This window comes from Spirillospora sp. CA-108201 (assembly GCF_050936235.1).
GTDB lineage: Bacteria > Actinomycetota > Actinomycetes > Streptosporangiales > Streptosporangiaceae > Spirillospora.
Window position 1 is genome coordinate 7,336,672 of sequence record NZ_JBNJNE010000001.1, and the last position, 17,035, is coordinate 7,353,706.

The 17,035-nt window shown below is 72.6% G+C and carries 11 protein-coding genes; 4 read left to right on the forward strand and 7 right to left on the reverse strand.

The features are described 5' to 3' along the window. Positions 1-18: 18 nt before the first annotated feature. From wecB to ACQEU6_RS35330, 3 genes are all read left to right on the forward strand, one after another. A complete protein-coding gene (wecB, locus tag ACQEU6_RS35320) occupies positions 19-1,131 on the forward strand; it encodes a non-hydrolyzing UDP-N-acetylglucosamine 2-epimerase (RefSeq protein ID WP_499337797.1) in 1,113 nt (370 codons plus the stop codon). After that, positions 1,124-1,852 carry a serine/threonine-protein kinase gene (locus ACQEU6_RS35325; protein WP_499337799.1) on the forward strand — a complete coding sequence of 243 codons (729 nt, stop codon included), beginning with the start codon at positions 1,124-1,126 and terminating at the stop codon, positions 1,850-1,852. The genes wecB and ACQEU6_RS35325 overlap by 8 nt, the downstream gene beginning before the upstream one ends. Positions 1,853-1,938: 86 nt before the next feature. Then, positions 1,939-4,029 carry a glycosyltransferase family protein gene (locus ACQEU6_RS35330; protein WP_499340464.1) on the forward strand — a complete coding sequence of 697 codons (2,091 nt, stop codon included), beginning with the start codon at positions 1,939-1,941 and terminating at the stop codon, positions 4,027-4,029. A 77-nt stretch (positions 4,030-4,106) separates the two neighbouring features. Here the strand turns inward: ACQEU6_RS35330 and ACQEU6_RS35335 are convergent, their stop codons facing one another. After that, positions 4,107-5,117 carry a CDP-alcohol phosphatidyltransferase family protein gene (locus ACQEU6_RS35335; RefSeq protein WP_499337801.1) on the reverse strand — a complete coding sequence of 337 codons (1,011 nt, stop codon included), beginning with the start codon at positions 5,115-5,117 and terminating at the stop codon, positions 4,107-4,109. A gap of 123 nt (positions 5,118-5,240) precedes the next feature. Between ACQEU6_RS35335 and ACQEU6_RS35340 the strand changes: the two genes are divergently transcribed. Further along, on the forward strand, positions 5,241-6,860 hold the full coding sequence (locus ACQEU6_RS35340; RefSeq protein ID WP_499337803.1) for a hypothetical protein: 1,620 nt from the start codon (positions 5,241-5,243) through the stop codon (positions 6,858-6,860). Between the two features lie 34 nt (positions 6,861-6,894). Here the strand turns inward: ACQEU6_RS35340 and ACQEU6_RS35345 are convergent, their stop codons facing one another. The 6 genes from ACQEU6_RS35345 to ACQEU6_RS35370 form a co-directional block, all read right to left on the reverse strand. Continuing rightward, entirely contained in the window at positions 6,895-8,076 is a 1,182-nt protein-coding gene (locus ACQEU6_RS35345) for a glycosyltransferase family 4 protein (RefSeq protein ID WP_499337805.1), read from the reverse strand. Further along, the gene (locus ACQEU6_RS35350) at positions 8,073-8,831 is read right to left on the reverse strand and encodes a hypothetical protein (RefSeq protein ID WP_499337807.1); all 759 of its coding nucleotides are present in this window, start codon (positions 8,829-8,831) and stop codon (positions 8,073-8,075) included. The genes ACQEU6_RS35345 and ACQEU6_RS35350 overlap by 4 nt, the downstream gene beginning before the upstream one ends. Before the next feature lie 71 nt (positions 8,832-8,902). Continuing rightward, positions 8,903-12,316, reverse strand: a complete 3,414-nt coding sequence (locus tag ACQEU6_RS35355; RefSeq protein ID WP_499337809.1) for a bifunctional glycosyltransferase/CDP-glycerol:glycerophosphate glycerophosphotransferase — start codon at positions 12,314-12,316, stop codon at positions 8,903-8,905. A 68-nt stretch (positions 12,317-12,384) separates the two neighbouring features. Continuing rightward, positions 12,385-14,598 carry a bifunctional glycosyltransferase/CDP-glycerol:glycerophosphate glycerophosphotransferase gene (locus ACQEU6_RS35360; RefSeq protein WP_499337810.1) on the reverse strand — a complete coding sequence of 738 codons (2,214 nt, stop codon included), beginning with the start codon at positions 14,596-14,598 and terminating at the stop codon, positions 12,385-12,387. 59 nt (positions 14,599-14,657) lie between these two features. Next, positions 14,658-15,809 (reverse strand): acyltransferase family protein, encoded by a 1,152-nt coding sequence (locus tag ACQEU6_RS35365; RefSeq protein ID WP_499337812.1) that lies wholly within the window; start codon positions 15,807-15,809, stop codon positions 14,658-14,660. A 54-nt stretch (positions 15,810-15,863) separates the two neighbouring features. Beyond that, entirely contained in the window at positions 15,864-17,024 is a 1,161-nt protein-coding gene (locus tag ACQEU6_RS35370) for an acyltransferase family protein (RefSeq protein WP_499337814.1), read from the reverse strand. Positions 17,025-17,035 lie beyond the last annotated feature (11 nt).

Genomic DNA, 17,035 nt, shown 5'->3' on the forward strand with positions numbered 1-17,035 from the left:
GGACGGTAGGCAACCCCGATGAACAGAAGGGAAATTGTGTTGGCACCCATCGTGCACGTCCTCGGGGCAAGGCCCAATTTCGTCAAGGCGGCGCCGGTGATCTCGGCCCTCGCCGCGGCGGGCGCCGAGCAGGCGGTGATCCACACCGGCCAGCACTACGACGCCCGGATGTCGGAGATCTTCTTCGACCAGCTCGGGCTTCCCGAGCCCGACGTCAACCTCGGCGTCGGCTCGGGCGGGCACGCCGAGCAGACCGCCGCGCTCATGATCGGGCTGGAGAAGGAGTTCACGGGCCGTTCACCCGCGCTCGTCATCGTGTACGGCGACGTGAACTCGACGATCGCCGCCGCCCTCGTCGCGGCCAAGCTGCACATCCCGGTCGCCCATGTGGAGGCCGGGCTGCGCAGCTTCGACATGACGATGCCGGAGGAGGTCAACCGCAGGCTCACCGACCAGCTCTCCGCGCTGTGCCTGGTCACGAGCCCGGAGGGGATCGGCCACCTGGCCGCCGAGGGCGTCGCGGTGGACCGGGCGCACCTGGTCGGCAATCCGATGATCGACACGCTGCTGGCCAACCTGGACCAGTTCGACACGGCCGCGGTGCGGGCGGCGCACGGGCTCCCGGAGCGCTACGTCCTCGCGACGATGCACCGGCCCGCGAACGTCGACGCGCCGGAGACGGCCGCGGCCCTCGTCCGGCGCCTGCACGGCGTCGCCGACCTCGCCGACCTCGTCATCCCCGTCCACCCGCGCGGGCGGGCGAACCTGCTGGCCGCCGGGCTGGACGAGCACGACGGCGTGCACATTCTGGAGCCGCTGGGGTACATCGACTTCGTCGCCGCCGTGCGGGGCGCGGCGGTGGTCGTCACGGACTCGGGGGGGCTGCAGGAGGAGACGACGATCCTCGGGGTGCCGTGCCTGACCGTCCGCCCCAACACCGAGCGGCCGATCACGATCACCCACGGCACGAACCGGCTCGTCACGTTCGAGGAGCTGGTGCCGGGGGTCCGCAAGTGCCTGGAAGGGGGACCGGCGTCCGCGGGCGGGCCGGGCGAGCGCAGGCCGCCGCTGTGGGACGGCCACGCCGGGCCCCGCATCGCCGAAGTGATCATGGAGTTCCTGGGTGAGTGACGAGGAGAAGAACGCCAAGGCCTACCAGCAGCTCGGGCGGCTGAAGTCCACGCTGCGCGAGCGCGAGGCGCGCCTGGACGAGATGGAGAAGCGGCTCGCGGCCCTGGAGGCCTCGACGGCCCTCCAGTTCGGGCGGCTGGTCGCCGGCGCGGCGCGCAACCCCAAGCGGGGCAAGCGGCTGCCGAGGGAGCTGTACCGGCTCTGGCGCAAGCGCAGCGCGCCGGTGTCGGCGGCGGCGCGCAACGCCGGCGGCGGGGTCCAGCCGGACCGCGTGGAGCGGCCGGAGGACCGCCTGCTCGTCGCGGGCCCGTCCGACGTCCCGATCATCGCGGGCGTGCTCGCGCCCGGCACGGCGGCCGCCCTCGCCGAGCACGCCAAGGTCGTCGCGCTGTACCCGCACGACGCCGCGATCGCCCTCGAATCCGCCGACGTGGACGCCCTCGTGGTGGACGCGGCGGCCGGCGAGCCCGGCGGTCCGTGGGCCTACCTCGGCGTCCCCGGCATGTACGACCGCGACCTGGCCCTGCACGAGATCCGCCGCATCGCCGCGGCGCGCTCGCTCCCGCTCGTCCTGTGGGGCGAGGCGCCGCCCGCCACCCTGGCGTCCCTGCACTGGGACGCGACCGCCACCGCGCCCGCCGGGCTCGCCCGGCTCCTCGACCCGGCGACGTCGCCGGACGGCGCGGCAGACCGTGCCGCCACGAGGAGTCCGGCCCGTTGAAAGGAACCACCGTGCGACCACGTGCCCTCGTCTACGGCGATGTCGACCTCAACATCATCGACGGCTCGGCCATCTGGGCCCAGGGCATGGTGCAGGCCCTGGTCCGCGCCGGCTGCGAGGTGACCCTGGTCCTCAAGGCGCCGGTCCGGACCGGCCGGCTCGTCGACCCGCTGCGCGCACTGCCCGGCGTCACCGTCCGCAGCCCGCACGCCGAGGGCCTGTACGAGGGCCCCGGCGGCATGGTCGCCCGGCACGCGGCGCAGGTGCTCGCCCGCGTCGACGCGGAGAACCCGTACGACCTCGTCGTCGTGCGCGGCCGGATCCTCGCGGGCAAGCTCGCCGCCGGCCCGATGGCCGGGCGGCTCTGGACGTACCTCACCGACGTCCCGCAGTCGGCCGCGGAGTTCACCGCCTCCGCCAAGGGCGACCTGCGGCGGATCGCGGACGCCTCCCGCGTCCTGCTCTGCCAGACCGAGGAGCTGCGCGGGTTCCTGGAGAGCGCCGTCCCGGCGACGGCCGGCAAGAGCGTGCTGTTCCCGCCGGTGGTCGTGCTCCCGGACGGCCTGGAGACGCGCCGTCCCGGCCTCGGCGACGGCCCGCTCCGCCTCGTCTACACCGGCAAGTTCGCGCCGCGCTGGAACACCTACGAGATGACGTCCCTCCCGCGCCTGCTGGCCATGCGGGGCGTGGACGCCGAACTGCACATGGTCGGGGACAAGATCCACGACGACCCGTCCGACCCCGACTTCGCGTCCCGGATGAGGACCGCGCTGGAGACGGGCGAAGGGGTGGTCTGGCACGGCGGCCACCCGCGGGCCGAGGCGATGCGGCTGACCGCCGCCGGCGACGTGGGCCTGTCCTGGCGCGACGCCTCCATGGACGCCAGCCTCGAACTGTCGACGAAGGTGCTGGAGTGCGGGACGCTCGGCGTCCCGGTCGTCCTCAACCGCACCCCGATGCACGAGCGGCTCCTCGGGACCGACTACCCGCTGTTCGCCGCCACCGAGGACGACGTGCTCGACGCCCTGACCCTCATCGGCAAGAACCCGGAGGTCTTCACGCTCGCCGCGGACCGCTGCCGCGCGGCCGCCGCCGAGTACACCCTCGACGCGGCCGCCGCCCGCCTCCGCGACCACCTGGCGCAGGCGTTCCCGGAACCGCTGGAGGCGGTGCTCGCCGTGAAGGGGCGCCGGCTGCGCGTGGGCGTGGCGGGCCACGACCTGAAGTTCTTCTCCCGGCTGCTGGACTACCTGCGCTCCCGCCCCGACCTGGAGGTCCAGGTCGACCACTGGGCCGCGCTGAAGGCCCACGACGAGGAGCGCAGCCAGGCCCTGGTCGACTGGGCGGACGTCATCGTCTGCGAGTGGTGCGGCCCGAACGCCCTGTGGTTCGCGCGGCACAAGCGCCCGGACCAGCGCCTCGTCGTGCGCCTGCACCGCTTCGAGCTGTACGCGGGCTGGCCGAGGCAGCTCGACATCGGCGCCGTCGACCGGGTCGTCTGCGTCAGCCCGCACTACGGCGCGCTGACCCGCGAGATCACCGGCTGGCCCGCCGAGAAGGTCGTCACGGTGCCGAACTGGGTGGACGACGCGCAGCTCGACCGCGCCAAGCTCCCCGGCGCCGAGCACCACCTCGGGATGATCGGCATCGCGCCGTCCCGCAAGCGCCTGGACCTGGCCCTCGACGTGGTCGAGGAGCTCCGCCGCGACGACCCGCGGTTCACCCTCTTCGTCAAGTCCAAGCTCCCCTGGGAGTACTGGTGGATCTGGCAGAAGGACGACGAGCGGGCCCACTACGAGGAGGTCTTCCGCCGCATCCGGCGCTCCCGCCTCCTCTCCGGCGGCGTCGTGTTCGACTCCTACGGCCGCGACGTGGCCTCCTGGCTGCGCCGCATCGGCTGGGTCCTGTCCACCAGCGACGACGAGAGCTTCCACCTCGCCCCCGCCGAGGGCATGGCCTCCGGGGCGGTCCCGGCCCTGCTGCCCTGGCCCGGCGCCGACACCATCTACGACCGCCGCTGGATCCACGACGACACCTCGGCGATGGCCGCGTCCATCGCCACCACGGTCTCCCTGGGCCACTGGCAGGACGACGCCGAGCTCGGCCGCGCCCAGGTGAAGGCCGCCTACGGCCTGGACGAGGTCTGCCGCCAGTGGACGGACCTCCTCGCCGGCTGAACGACGGCCCGCAGGAGGCCCGTCCACGAAGAAAGGTCCCCGCGGCGCCGCCGCGGGGACCTTTCTTCGTGGACGGGTCAGCCGGAGCTGCCGACGGCGGCGCCGGCCTGGACGGGCTCGGCGGGCAGGTCGGCCCGGTGGGACTCGATCTTGGCGTTGAGCTTGGCGAGGCTGCGGCTGTAGTCGCGGCTGGAGAGCCAGAACTTGTAGATGATGATCAGCTCGAAGGCCAGCAGGCCGACGCCGCTGACGACCACCACGGGGATGATGGCGCCCGGCACGATCGCGGCGGCGATCGGCGCGACGATGAAGACGCCCATCTGGAACTCGATGCCGCTGATCAGGTGGGGGCGGATCCGGCCCGCCATGAGCACGTTGCGGATCCGGGCGTACCAGGGGAAGCGCTGGTTGAAGCCCGCCTGGAGGGCCGCGGCGTTGGGGTCGTCGCCGACGACGCGGTTCTCCGCGTCGGCCTCGGGGTCCTCGGTGAGCGCCTCGGCCGAGCGCAGGTCCTCGTCGGTCTCCACCAGGTCGCCGTTGGCGCGGCGGGCCGCGAGTTCGAGCGTCCGGGCCTCCTCGCGGGCCGCGGTCAGGGTCGTGCGCATCTGCGAGCGGACCTTGTAGATCTCCAGCGCGTCCATGTAGCGCAGCATGTCGAGGAAGACGACCGCGAGCGCCGTCCAGACGTAGGCGACGTTGCCGGTGGCGGCGTACTGGCCGGCCATCAGGGCGATCGCGCAGGCCAGGACGCGGACGCGGTCGAAGATGTAGTCGAGCCAGGCGCCGAACACCGAGCCCGTGCCCTTCAACCGGGCGATCTTGCCGTCCATGCAGTCGAGCGTGAACGACAGGTGGTACAGCAGCGCGCCGGCGAGCAGCCACGGCCAGGACGCGACGGCGAAGCAGGCGCCGGCGGCGAGGCCGAGGATCAGCGCGCCGACGGTGAGCTGGTTCGGCGTCACGCGCGTCCGGTTGGCCGTGAACTTGACCAGCCGTGCGGCGAGCGGGTCGACCAGCAGCACGGTCCACCAGGCGTCACGCGCCTTGTACGTCCGTTGCCGAACGTCGTCGAGCGTGAAGTTCGCCATGGGGTTCCTTTCAGTCGCGGAGCGGTCTGATCGTATCGGCTGTCCGGTTCCGGACACCGGGGATCTCCCGGATCGTGATCGTCCGGTCACATGACGATCAGCGCCGTGGGTACATGAGGCGGGGTGCGCGCGCGTTCCGTCCTCCCCTGCCTGCCCCATCTGCCGTTTCTCGGAGTGCTCGCGGTCGCGGTCTGGATCCGGGCCGTCGCCGTCCTGGCCTATCCGGCGCCGCTGTGGTTCGGCGATTCGCCCGGGTACCTGAAGGCCGCGATCGGGCTCCGGCCGGACGAGATGCGTCCCAGTGGGTATCCGATCTTGCTGTGGATGCTCAAGCCCTTCCACAGTTTCGTCCTGATGGTGTCCGTGCAGCACGCCATCGGGGTGCTCACCGGTGTCCTGGTGTACGTCCTGGTCTGGCGCGCGGGACGGGCGGCCTGGCCGGTCGCGGACGGGAAGCGGTGGCGGGTGTGGCTGCCCGGCGCGGCCGCGGCGGCGCTGACCGTCCCGGTGCTGGTCCCCGCGCACCAGGTCGCCTTGGAGCACATGCTCATGTCGGACTCGCTGTTCGCGTTCCTGCTGCTCGCGGCGGTGGCGGCCGTGCTGTGGCGGCGCCGGCCGGCCTGGTGGCTCGGCGCCCTCGCCGGGGCGTCCACGGCGTGCGCGGCGCTCACCCGCACGGCGGGGCTGCCCCTGGTCGCCCTGGTCCTGGCCGCGATGCTCGTCAGGAGGGCGGGCTGGCGGGCCTGCGCGTCGGCGGCGGCCGCGTTCGCCCTGCCCGTCGCGGGCTACCTGGTCTGGTTCCACGCGGAGCACGGCCGGTACAGGCTCGCCGAGGCCGACCAGGTGTTCCTGTACGGGCGCACCGCCGCGTTCGCCGACTGCCGGGTGATCAGGCCCCGGCCCGAGCTGGCGGTCATGTGCCCGAAGCGGAGCGACCCCCGGATCTCCAGGTCGTTCTCGGTGATGTGGACGCCCGACTCCCCGTTCCGCCGCATCCCGGGATGGGTCTACGGCGAGCAGGGCAACCGGCTCGCGGGCGAGTTCGCCTGGGCGGCGATCAGGACGCAGCCCGTCGCCTACACGGAGATCGTCGTCCGCGACACGCTGCGGGCGTTCGCCTGGCGCCGGCAGCCGTACCCGACGCCGTGGACGTGGCTCCAGTACGAGTTCCCCGAGGGCGAGGCGTGGAGCGACCGGCAGGCCCGTCTCGCCGCGCAGTACGGCGGGGACGGCGAGACCCGCGTCGTCCGGCCGTGGGCGGGCGTGGTCCTCGCCTACCAGGACCACGTGGTCATGCCCGGCACGATCCTCGGCGTCCTGATGCTCGGCGGGCTCGCCGGAGCGGCGGCCCACGCGCGGCCCGGCGGGCGGTGGCGCCCCGGCCGGCCGGTCCGGCACTGGGCGCAGGGCGCGCTGCTCCCGTGGGGGACGAGCCTGGCGCTGCTGGTGATCCCGGCCGCGACCGCCGACTTCGACTACCGCTACGTCATGCCCGCCGTCCCGTTCGCCTGCGTCGCGCTCGGCCTGGCGCTGTTCCCGCCGCTCCGCCCGCCGCGCGTGCCCGCGCCCCGGGAGGAGTCCCGCCCAGGGCCCGCCCTCCTAGCGCCTGTCTCGAAGTGGCTTCGGCCCCGCGCGCGAACGCGTGGGCTGGCCGGTGGAGCGAGGCCGGAGGCGAGCGGAACCGGGCAGATCGCGAAGCGATGCCGCGTTCGCCCCAGGCCCGGTCACGTAGCGAGCCGCTAGGCGAGCGAATGCGGCCGGGGCTTTGAAACGCAGCCTAGCGCCGCCCGGTGTCGCGGCGGGGGCCGGCGAGCAGCTCGCCGAGCATCCGCTCCCAGCGCGCGGCGACCGCGGACACGGCGAACCGCTCGGCCGACGCGAGGGCGTTCGCCGACATCGCCCGCCTCAGCTCCTCGTCGTCGATCAGCCGGATCAGCGTCTCGGCGAGCGCGCCGGAGTCCTCGGGCGGGACGAGCAGCCCGTCCGCCCCGTCGGTGATGATCTCGCGGGGCCCGTGCGGGCAGTCGAAGGCGACCACCGGCAGCCCGCACGCGAACGCCTCGATGATCGTCATGCCGAACGGCTCGGCGCGCGAGGGCAGGGCGAGGACGGACGCCTTGGCCAGCTCGCCCTCCATGTCGTGGGCCGGCTCCAGCATCCGCACGTGGTCGTAGAGGCCGAGGCGGGTGGCGCGGCGGCGCATCTCCGCGCGGCGCGGACCCTCGCCGTACACCCGCAGCCGCCACTGCGGATGCTTCTCCACGACCTTCGCGAACGCGTCGACGAGGAGGTCGAACCCCTTGATCCAGACGATCCGCCCCGCGGCGACGACGACCCTGTTCTCCTGCCGCGACCGCGGATGCACCCCCGGGGGCAGCCCGTTGCCGATCGTGTGGACGGGGCACGAGCCGTCGGGCAGCAGGCGACCGTAGTCCGCGGCGTCGGCGGCCGTCAGGCAGGTGAGGGCGTCCAGCCGCGGGTACCACTCCTCGATCTCGGCGAGGATCCCGGTGTCGTTGATGCCGAGCTGGAGGTGCTCCTGCCCGACCACGACGACCCGGGCCGGCGCCAGCCGCGCCGCCATCAGGTTGAGCCCGGCGCGGGTGGTGACCAGCACGTCCGTGCGCGGCCTGCGCAGGAAGCGGGTGAGCCGCTCGTCGGTCCAGGCGGAGTACTTGGAGAAGCTGCGCTCCTCGGGGTGGACGATCCGCGTCGGCTCGGCCATGAGCCGCCCGGCGCGCTCGGTGTTCGGCCACGGGACCTTCGCGCCCGGCCGGACGTCGGCCAGGAAGCGCAGGCGGACCCGGTCCGGGAGCGGGAACACCGGCCGGTCGGCCGTGCGGCGCACGCTGACGATCTCGACGTCGTGGCGGCGGGACAGCTCGCCGGCGAGCGTGAATGTGCTGCGCACGGTGCCGTCGATGGTGCAGGCCTCCAGCAGCAGGAACGTGATCCTCATGAGTCGCCGTCCCGGGGGAGGAGGTGGCAGGCGACCGCCAGCCCGTCCTTCAGCGTGTAGTAGGGCCGCACGCTCATCCGCCGCCCGCCGGACTCGGCGACCTGCCGGGGGTAGGAGAGCGTGCCGCGCTTGCCCGGCGCGTCGTCGAGGAGGGCGGCGAGGCGGGCGCGGACGTCGCCCGCGTCCAGCCAGAGGTCCCACAGGGAGGGGTCCCACCGGGTGAAGGAGCGGACGTCCAGGCGGGCGTCGAACACCGTCCCGCCGAACCGGGCGTTCCAGGTCTCCCTGCCGCCGCCGTCGCGGGCGACCGCGACCAGGCGGGCGGCCTCGCCCGGACGCGGGCCGGAGTAGGCGAGCCATCCGGTGACCCTGATCTCGCCGTCGAGCGGGTGCACCTCCTCGACCTCCGCGTGCGGGGAGACGACGCGGACGTCGAGCGTGGCCCGCCCGTCCGGCAGCCGCACGACGCGGACGGCCCGCTCCCGCGCCCGCCCGGCGTACTCGCGCAGCCCGTCGAGGGAGAACCCGGGGTCGTCGGTCAGCAGCGGGCGGTCCGCGCCGAGGAGAACGTCCCACGCACCCGGCGCGAGCCCGCCCACCGCGAGCGCGGCGGAGCGCCGGTCGTCCGCGAGCGGCCCCGCGCGGACCTCCCCGGACGCCCCGTGGCGCAGGACGATCCGCTCGCCCTCAGCCGCAGGACGCGGCCAGCGGACGCGCAGGGTGTCGTCCGCGCCGACCCTGCAGTGGTCGGCCACCCCGCACCGGTCTAACTCCTTGCAACGGTCAGGAACACTGTTCACGGACCAGTCGCCTTCCCCGATGACGCCTACCGGTCTCCGCCCGCCGAACCGAAGACGCGGTCGACGGCACGGGAGGCGGCATGCCCGTCGTCGAGGGGGCAGAAACGCGCGACGAAGTCCTTGTAGCGGTCGCGATAGCCGTCCATGGCGGACTCCGCGCCGCGCACCGCCTCGATGAGGTCGTCGGAGGTCTCCACGAGCGGCCCCGGCGCCTCGGACTCGAAGTCGAAGTAGAAGCCGCGCAGCCGGTCCCGGTAGTCGGCCAGGTCGTAGGTGAAGAACAGCATGGGCCGGCCGGTGCCCGCGTAGTCGAACATCACCGACGAGTAGTCGCTGATCATCACGTCGGAGATCAGGTACAGCTCGGTGATGTCGGGATAGGCCGACACGTCGCGGACGAAGCCGTGCTCGTCCTCGCGGACGCCGTCCACGACGTTGGTGTGCAGCCGGACCAGGAGGACGTGGTCCTCGCCGAGCGCGGCGCGGGCCCGCTCCAGGTCGATCCGCATGTCGAACCTGTAGCGTCCGCGGCTGTAGTACTGGTCGTCGCGCCACGTCGGCGCGTACAGCACGACCCGCTTGCCCTCGGGGATGCCGAGCCGGGCCCGCACCCGCGCGGCGACCGCGTCGGCGTCCAGGCGGTACAGCAGGTCGTTGCGGGGGTAGCCGACCTCCAGCATCTCGCCCTTGAACGCGAACGCGCGGCGGAAGATCTCCGTGCTGAACGGGTTGGGGGACAGCAGGTGGCTCCACTCCGGCAGGGCGGGCCCGGCGTCCTTCGAGCGCGACTGGAGCGCCTTCTTCATCCCGGGCGCGTAGGCGAAGTGCACCTCCTTGATGTCTCCGCCGATCTTCTTCAGCGGCGTGCCGTGCCAGGTCTGCAGGACGACCTGGTCCGGGTGCCGCCGGAACGCGTCGCCCAGCCGGTGGTTCGCCACGATGTAGCGGGAGGTCGCGAGCGCCTCGTGCCACTCCCTGCCGTGCAGCCGGACGGAGCGCAGCGTGTCCGGCAGTTCGACCTGCGCGTCGTTGACGACCCAGAGCTGCTCCAGGTCCGAGCCACGGCGCACCAGCTCCTCGTGGACGGCCTTCGGGCTGTCGGAGAACTGCCGCCCGCCGAAGCAGGAGAACACGACGGCGTCGCGCAGCCCGTCGCGGTCGACGCGGCGGCGCGCCTCCTCCCGGTACCGGGTGCCGGCGCTCTTCTCCTCCTGCGGCACGTCGCCCGTCACCGCCACGGCGAGGCGCCCGTCGCGCGCCTCCAGCGCGTAGCCGCGCCGCGCCACCTCCAGCGGTCCGGGCAGGTCGCGCTGCGCCTCCGGCGACAGCCGGACGGTCAGCGCCCGCTCGCCCGGAGGCCGGAACAGCACGTCCCAGCGGCCGGGACGCAGCGGCAGGACGCCCGCGACGCCCGGCACGGCCGCGACCGGGACCTGCCCGCGCAGGACGCCCGACTCCGGGTCGGCGACGAGGTCGAACGCGTACTCCTTGCGGTGCCACCGGCCGCGCAGCACGATCTGGCCGCCGCCGTGCGCGGGATGCGCCGCGGCCAGGACGAGGGTGCCGTCCGGCCGCCAGTCGCAGGCGTCGACGGAGAGCCGCGCCGTGGTGCGCCGGACGCGCAGGTAGCCGCCGGGCCCGCGGTCCGCGGCGACCTCCAGCGGGCCGAACGCCCGGCGGGCGTCCTCGACGTCCTCGGCGAGCACCAGGGGCCGGCCCGCGACGCGGACCGTCCAGTCGCGGGTGTCGTCGATCTCCTCCGGCGGCAGCGGGGACCCTTCGAGGGCGTCCGGGGCGACGCGGGCGACGTACCGGCCGCCGGACGCGGTGACCGGCACCTCGACGCGGTCGTCGCCGAGCGTCAGCGACAGCCCGTCCGGCGCCTCGTCCGCCTCCACCTCGATGACCAGCATGTCGCCGTCCCAGGACAGCGCGACGGCCGCCGCCGCGACCCGCTCGACCTCGATGACGAGGCGGCCGTCGTCGATGCGCGGGACGACGCGCACGCCGTCGGCGACGTAGCGGTACGGCGGGTGAGCGCCGCTGCCGGAGCCGCCGCCGCGCAGCGGTCCCCGCCGGAGCACGCCCGCGTTCAGCACCGACGCCTCGACCGTCCAGACGCCCTCGACCCACGTCCCGTGGTCGCGGAGGCGGCCGACGTCGAAGGCGAAATCGAACCCGGACCAGCCCGACTTCTTGCCCGGCGCCGGCGCCTGCCGGGCCCGCGCGGTCATCTTCCGTCTGCCGGACCGCAGCGTGATCGTCTTCACCGACGTCCAGCGGCGCCGCATGCTGACGGAGTTGATGTAGGCCTCGCCGGTGACGGTGAGCCGGTCGCCGTCCCAGCCGACCGCGTGGACCCGGCCCCGCATCCGCAGCTCGCCGCGCGCCCGGTAGACCTCGCGCGGGACGTCGACCTTGGAGTCCTTCCAGTACGGGTAGACCACGTAGCGGCGCAGCGGGTCGCGGACGATGGACGGCGAGGCCTTCCCCCGCTCGTACCGGACGACCTTCACCAGCTCGGTCGTGTGCCCGGCGGAGGCGAGATGCCACTTCAGCCGGGCCAGCGCCGGGATGTCGGCGAGCAGCTTGGCGGGCAGCCCGGAGGCGTACGCGCCGGCCTGCGCGACGACCTGCTCGCGCTCGTCGGCGGAGAGATCCGGCAGCGCGTCCAGGAACACCCGCAGCTCCTCGGCGGCCGCGAGGGCCTGGAGCCGCCGCCGGGACCGGGCGTGGCCGTGCTCGTCGAGCCAGGCGAGGGCCAGGGCGACCGCGCCGAACCCGTCCGCGATCTCCTGCGCCTCCGTCGTGGCCCGGAACCGCTGGCCCCGCCGGTGCAGGACGACGCCGGGCAGCACGTCCACGCGCTCCGCGAGGTGCAGCGCCCGCACCGCCGGCGCCAGGTCCTCGTAGCGGCCGAGGTCGGGGAAGTCCAGCCCGTGCGACGTCCAGAACGACCGGCGGAACAGCTTCCCGCGGACCCCGCGCTCGCGGACGAGATCGGGGGTGCGGCGCACGTCCGTGCCGGCGGCCGGGGCGAGGGACGGCTCGACCGGCCGCCACACCGGCGCCCGGTCGGGCCCGCGGCGGACGGCCTCGCGGCCGAGCGCGATGTCGGACCCGGACGCCTCCAGCGCCGCGACCAGCGCCGCGGCGGCGTCCTCCGGCAGCTCGTCGCCGCCGTCCACGAACAGCAGGAAGTCGCCGTCGCCGTGCGCGGCGCCGAGGTCGCGCGCCGCGCCCCGGCTGGGCGCGCCCCGCCGCACGACGCGGAACCGCTCGTCGGGCAGGGCGACCCCGGCGGCGGCGCCCGCGCCGTCGTCCACCACCAGGACCTCCAGGTCGGCGTGCGACTGGCGCGCGATCGACGCGAGGGTGCCGCCGAGCGACTCTCCGGCTCCGTGCGAGAGCACGACGACGCTGATCCTGCTGGAGGGCAAAGCTACCCACTCCTTCGGGCGTGACTTGGATGTGCGCCGGACGGCGCCGGGCCGTCCGGCTCCGGGGCCTACTGCGGCGGGTTCGGGATCTTCTCACCGAGGAACATGCGGCGCACGGCGCGCTCGGCCGCGTGCCCGTCGTCCCACGGGCAGAACCGCGCCCGGAAGTTCGCGAGGTTCTTCGCGGCGGCGTCGCTCCACGCGGCCCGGGACGTGAACGCCTCGACCAGTTCGGCCTCGGTCGAGGCGACGACGCCGGGAGGGGTCTCCATCAGGTCGAAGTTGACCCCGCGGGTGAGCCGGTAGGTCTCCCAGTCGTTGGCGTAGATCACGATCGGGCGGTCGAGGTTGGCGTAGTCGAACATCACCGAGGAGTAGTCCGTGAGCAGCGCGTCCGAGGCGATCATGAGGTCCTCGACGGACGGGTGCTTGGACACGTCGATGACCCGGCCCTCCGGCCAGCCCAGGTCCGCCGCCATGTTCTTGATCTTGTAGTAGTAGTGCGCCCGCAGCAGCAGCACGTGCCCCTCGCCGAGCGCGTCCGCGATCCGCCCGATGTCGAACATGGGCGTGTAGCGGCGCTGGTAGTCGCGGTGCGTCGGCGCGTACAGGATCGCGGTCGCGCCGCCCGGGACGCCGAGCTCGGCGCGCAGCCGGGTGCGCTCGTCCGCGTCGGCCGCGGCGAGCCGGTCGTTGCGCGGGTAGCCGATCTCCAGCATCTCGTAGTCGCAGGGGAACCCGCGCTCCCACGCCTCCGAGGACAGCGGGTTGGACGAGACGAGGTAGTCCCAGCGGTCCGAACGGGCGATGAGGGCCTTGAAGTCCATGTCGTTGGCGCCGACCGGGTACTCCATCTGGTCGAGGCCCATCTTCTTCAGCGGCGTCCCGTGCTGCGTCATCATGTGCACCTGCCCCGGCCGCTTCACGTAGTTGTCGGGGAAGTTGACGTTGTTGACGAAGTACTTCGCGCGGGCCAGCGTCCGGTAGTAGTCGGCGGAGCCGGCGACGACGTAGTCGACGCCCTCCGGCATCGTCTTGCGGGTGCCGGGCTTGACGATCCACACCGGGCGGACGTCCGGCGCCAGCTCGCGGACCTTCTCGTAGATCGCCGCCGGGTTGCAGGCGTACCCGCGGTACCAGTACGCGCCGAAGACGGCGAGGTCCTCCTCGATCGGGAGGCGCCGCTGCATCTGGTAGTAGCGCTCCTTGGCGAGCTCCTTGCCCAGCCGCACGCCGCGCCTGCGGATCTTCGCGGCCTTGCCGCCCCGGTTCCTCGCCTTGTCCTTGGCCTCGGCGGCGCGGACCCGCTCGAAGCCCCGGTGGTCGCCCGCCTTGATCATCCGGTGCTTGTCGGCGAGGAACGGCTTGTCGTCCGGCGGGACGTGCCCCGCCGGCTCGTACCTCTGGTACGTCTTCGACATCTCCGCGAAGAAGCGCGGCTTCTCCGACTCGTGGACGCGGTCGGGCCGCTCGATGATGACGAGCAGGTGCCAGATCGTCCGGTCGAACATCAGCGTGCGGAACGGGTCGGCCTTCGCCCCCATCCCGTCCATGAACTCGAAGATGCGGTCGTACTGCGCGAAGGCGTCGAAGTGCTTGGCGCCCGCGGTCTTGGTGATCGCGCCGCGGCGGCGCTGCCGGTAGATGTAGCAGACCCGGTCCAGCAGGCTCAGCCGCTCGGCGGCCATCAGGATCGGGTAGGTGACGTTGACGTCCTCGTAGTAGCCGCCGCTGAAGCGCAGCCCGAGGTCCAGCAGGAACTCGCGGCGGATCGCCTTGTTCCAGGCCGTCATCATCATCTCGAGGACGCTCTGCCGCTCGGCGAGGGTGAACACCTCCGGCGCGGGCGGCTCGCGGAACAGGTGGTTGATGATGCTGCGCTTGACCTTGCCGTTCCAGTACGACCGGGCGTAGTCGAAGACCAGCACGTCGGGCCGGGTCTCGGCGAGCCGGTCGCAGATCGCGCGGACGGCGCCCTCGGTCGCGTAGTCGTCGCTGTCGAAGAACCAGACGTAGTCGCCGGTCGCCATGTCGAGGCCGATGTTGCGCGCGCGGCCGAGCCCGACGTTCTCGCTGAGGTGCCGGACCTTGACGCGCGGGTCGCGCTCGGCGAACTCGTCGAGGATCTCGCCGCAGCCGTCCGGCGAGTGGTCGTCGACGGCGATGACCTCGAGATTGGGGAGGTCCGGATCGAGGATGGAATCAAGGCATTGCCGGATGTACCCCTGCACTTTGTGCACGGGCACGATGATGCTCAGGGAGATATCGTGATCAGAGCTCACGCGAAGGCCAATCAACTACTCGGTGATTCTGGACTATACCCACAGGTCGGGATCGAACCTCAGGTCCTGGCGGGCGCGGATCGAAGGAGCCACCGCGCGTCGGGCTCGACCGCCCACCGGGTGAGCCGCCGCACGGGTGCGGTGGCGAGGACGACGCCGAGCGCGGCGGCGGCCACGGTGACCGAGACGATGCCGAACGGGTTGTGCAGGACTGGCTTGTCCAGCATGCCGGTGTAATCGAACGTCTTCATGACGAGTCCGTGCAGCAGGTACACGTACATCGTCCGCGTCCCCATCTCGGTGTACCAGGACCGTTCCCGCGGTATGCACGCGAGGAAGGCGGCGCCGAGGAGAACGGCGATGGTGAGGGCCACGAGCCGCCACATCATGCCTTCGGCGGCGCCGAAGCCCATGGCATCGTAACCCTTGTTCCAGTAGAGCAGACCGCTGTCGATCTTCGGGACGACCGTGCCGAGCTCCCAGACGTAGGCGAGGGGGAGGGCGGCGGCCAGGACGGCGAGCCCGGCCCACCGGGCCCAGCGGGCGCGCAGGCGGCGCACGAGCCCGGGGTCGACGGTCAGCCCGAGGACGAAGAGCGGCAGCAGCCCGGCGGTCCGGCTGAGCGTGGAGTCGGCGGTGAACGCCCAGCTGCCGCCGACGAGGCTGAACGCCACGGAGACGGCCACCGGATGGCGCAGGTGCCCCCACAGGGGCGCGCTCAGCCGCCAGAACACGAGCGCCACCAGGAACCACATCAGGAAATGCGGCCGGAAGAGCTCGCTCAGCCGGAACTGCACCCCGTTGATGAGGATCAATTGCGCCCGGTAGAGCAGAATGAAGATGACATAGGGGACGACAAGCGTGGGAAGAACGCCGCGGAACTTGTCCGTCGAGCGCATGAATCCGCGCGAGAAATAGCCGGTGATGAAAACGAAGACCGGCATGTGGAAGGCGTAGAGGACGACGTACGCGGCGTGCGCCGCGCGGCTGTCGCCGAACTGGGACCAGAAGTGCCCGACCACGACCAGCACGGCCGTGAAGAACTTGGCGTTGTCGAAGAACGCGTCCCGGGGGCGGCGCGGCGCGCCCTCCGGCGGGGCCGCGTGGCGGGGACCGGGGACGGGAGGCGCCTCGGACACGGCGGGCGCACTGCCCGTGGCGGCAGGCGCACTGCCCGTGGCGGGCGGCGGGGTGGGGAGGACGTCGGTCATATCTCCGGGGGGTCGGGCGTCGGCGGGAGCGGGAAAGGAGCGGAAAAGGAAACGTCAGCGGGAGCGGGCGGGCCTTCTCAGGGGAGTGAAGACCCACTTCATCTTCGGCTCCAGTGCCCAGCTCATCGTCCGCACGACGGGCTTCGAGCAAAGGAACGTTCCGACCACCAGAGCGCCGACGATCACGATGACGACCCCGGTCGGGGTGTGCATCCAGTCGGCGCCCCACCAGCCGGTGAAGTTGAGCAGCCGGGTCACGAACCCGTGCAGCAGGTACGCGTACAGCGTGTAGGAGCCGAGGGAGGTGAACCAGTACCGCTTGCGCGGGATGAGGCTGAGGAACGCGGCGACGAACACGATCGCCGCGGCGAACATCGAGATCCGCACCACGGTGCCGGTGAGGTTGCCGACGTGGAGTTGGAAGTTCGCGTGCTTCCAGTAGATCCAGCTCCGCGACATGTGGTTCATGACGAGATAGGAGCCGGCGAGGCCGCCGGCGAGCACCAGCGCGCCGATCGGCCGGGCGATCGGCTTCTTCAGCAACTCGAAGTGCTGCGGCTTCAGCGTGAGCCCGAGGACGTAGAAGGGCAGCAGCCCGATCACGCGGTGGATGTCGAACGTCCCGCCGAGGTTGCTCATGTACGACAGCAGCGCGAACACCGTCGCCACGGCGAGCGGCCAGCGGATCTGCTGCCAGACCGGGGTGGAGAGGCGCCACATGAACAGGGCGCACAGGAACCACGTCAGGTAGTACGGGTTCAGCAGGCTGATCTCGAGGTGGTTGCGGCCCGCGAGCCAGTCGTAGATCGAGTAGGCGAACTCGAACACCACGTAGGGCACGCCGACGTTGGTGATCAGTTTGCGGGCCTTGCCGCCGGCGAACGTCCAGTTCCGGGAGAAGTAGCCGGTGATCACGATGAACAGCGGCATGTGGAACAGGTAGATGAACAGGTACAGGCCCTTGGCCAGCGGGACGTTCAGCAGGTTGGCCAGGGAGTGCCCCACCACCACCAGCAGGATCGCGAAGTACTTGGCGTTGTCGAAGAACGGGTCGCGCACCTTGCGCGCGGCGCCTCGCGGGGCCGGGCTCCCCGAGGGGTCGGTGCCCGCGGCTCCCGGCGCCCCCGCCTCGGGGGGCGCCGCCGGGTCCGTGACGGACGGCCGTTCGGTTCGCTGTGCCGCGTCGGCCTCTGAGGGCCTGGTGGTGTAGGTCATACGGCTGCCCG

Coding starts and splice junctions, on each gene's coding strand:
- ACQEU6_RS35330 (WP_499340464.1), top strand. CDS start 1,939: ATGGTGCAGGCCCTGGTCCGCGCCGGCTGCGAGGTGACCCTGGTCCTC.
- wecB (WP_499337797.1), top strand. CDS start 19: ATGAACAGAAGGGAAATTGTGTTGGCACCCATCGTGCACGTCCTCGGG.
- ACQEU6_RS35335 (WP_499337801.1), bottom strand. CDS start 5,117: ATGGCGAACTTCACGCTCGACGACGTTCGGCAACGGACGTACAAGGCG.
- ACQEU6_RS35370 (WP_499337814.1), bottom strand. CDS start 17,024: ATGACCTACACCACCAGGCCCTCAGAGGCCGACGCGGCACAGCGAACC.
- ACQEU6_RS35345 (WP_499337805.1), bottom strand. CDS start 8,076: ATGAGGATCACGTTCCTGCTGCTGGAGGCCTGCACCATCGACGGCACC.
- ACQEU6_RS35365 (WP_499337812.1), bottom strand. CDS start 15,809: ATGACCGACGTCCTCCCCACCCCGCCGCCCGCCACGGGCAGTGCGCCT.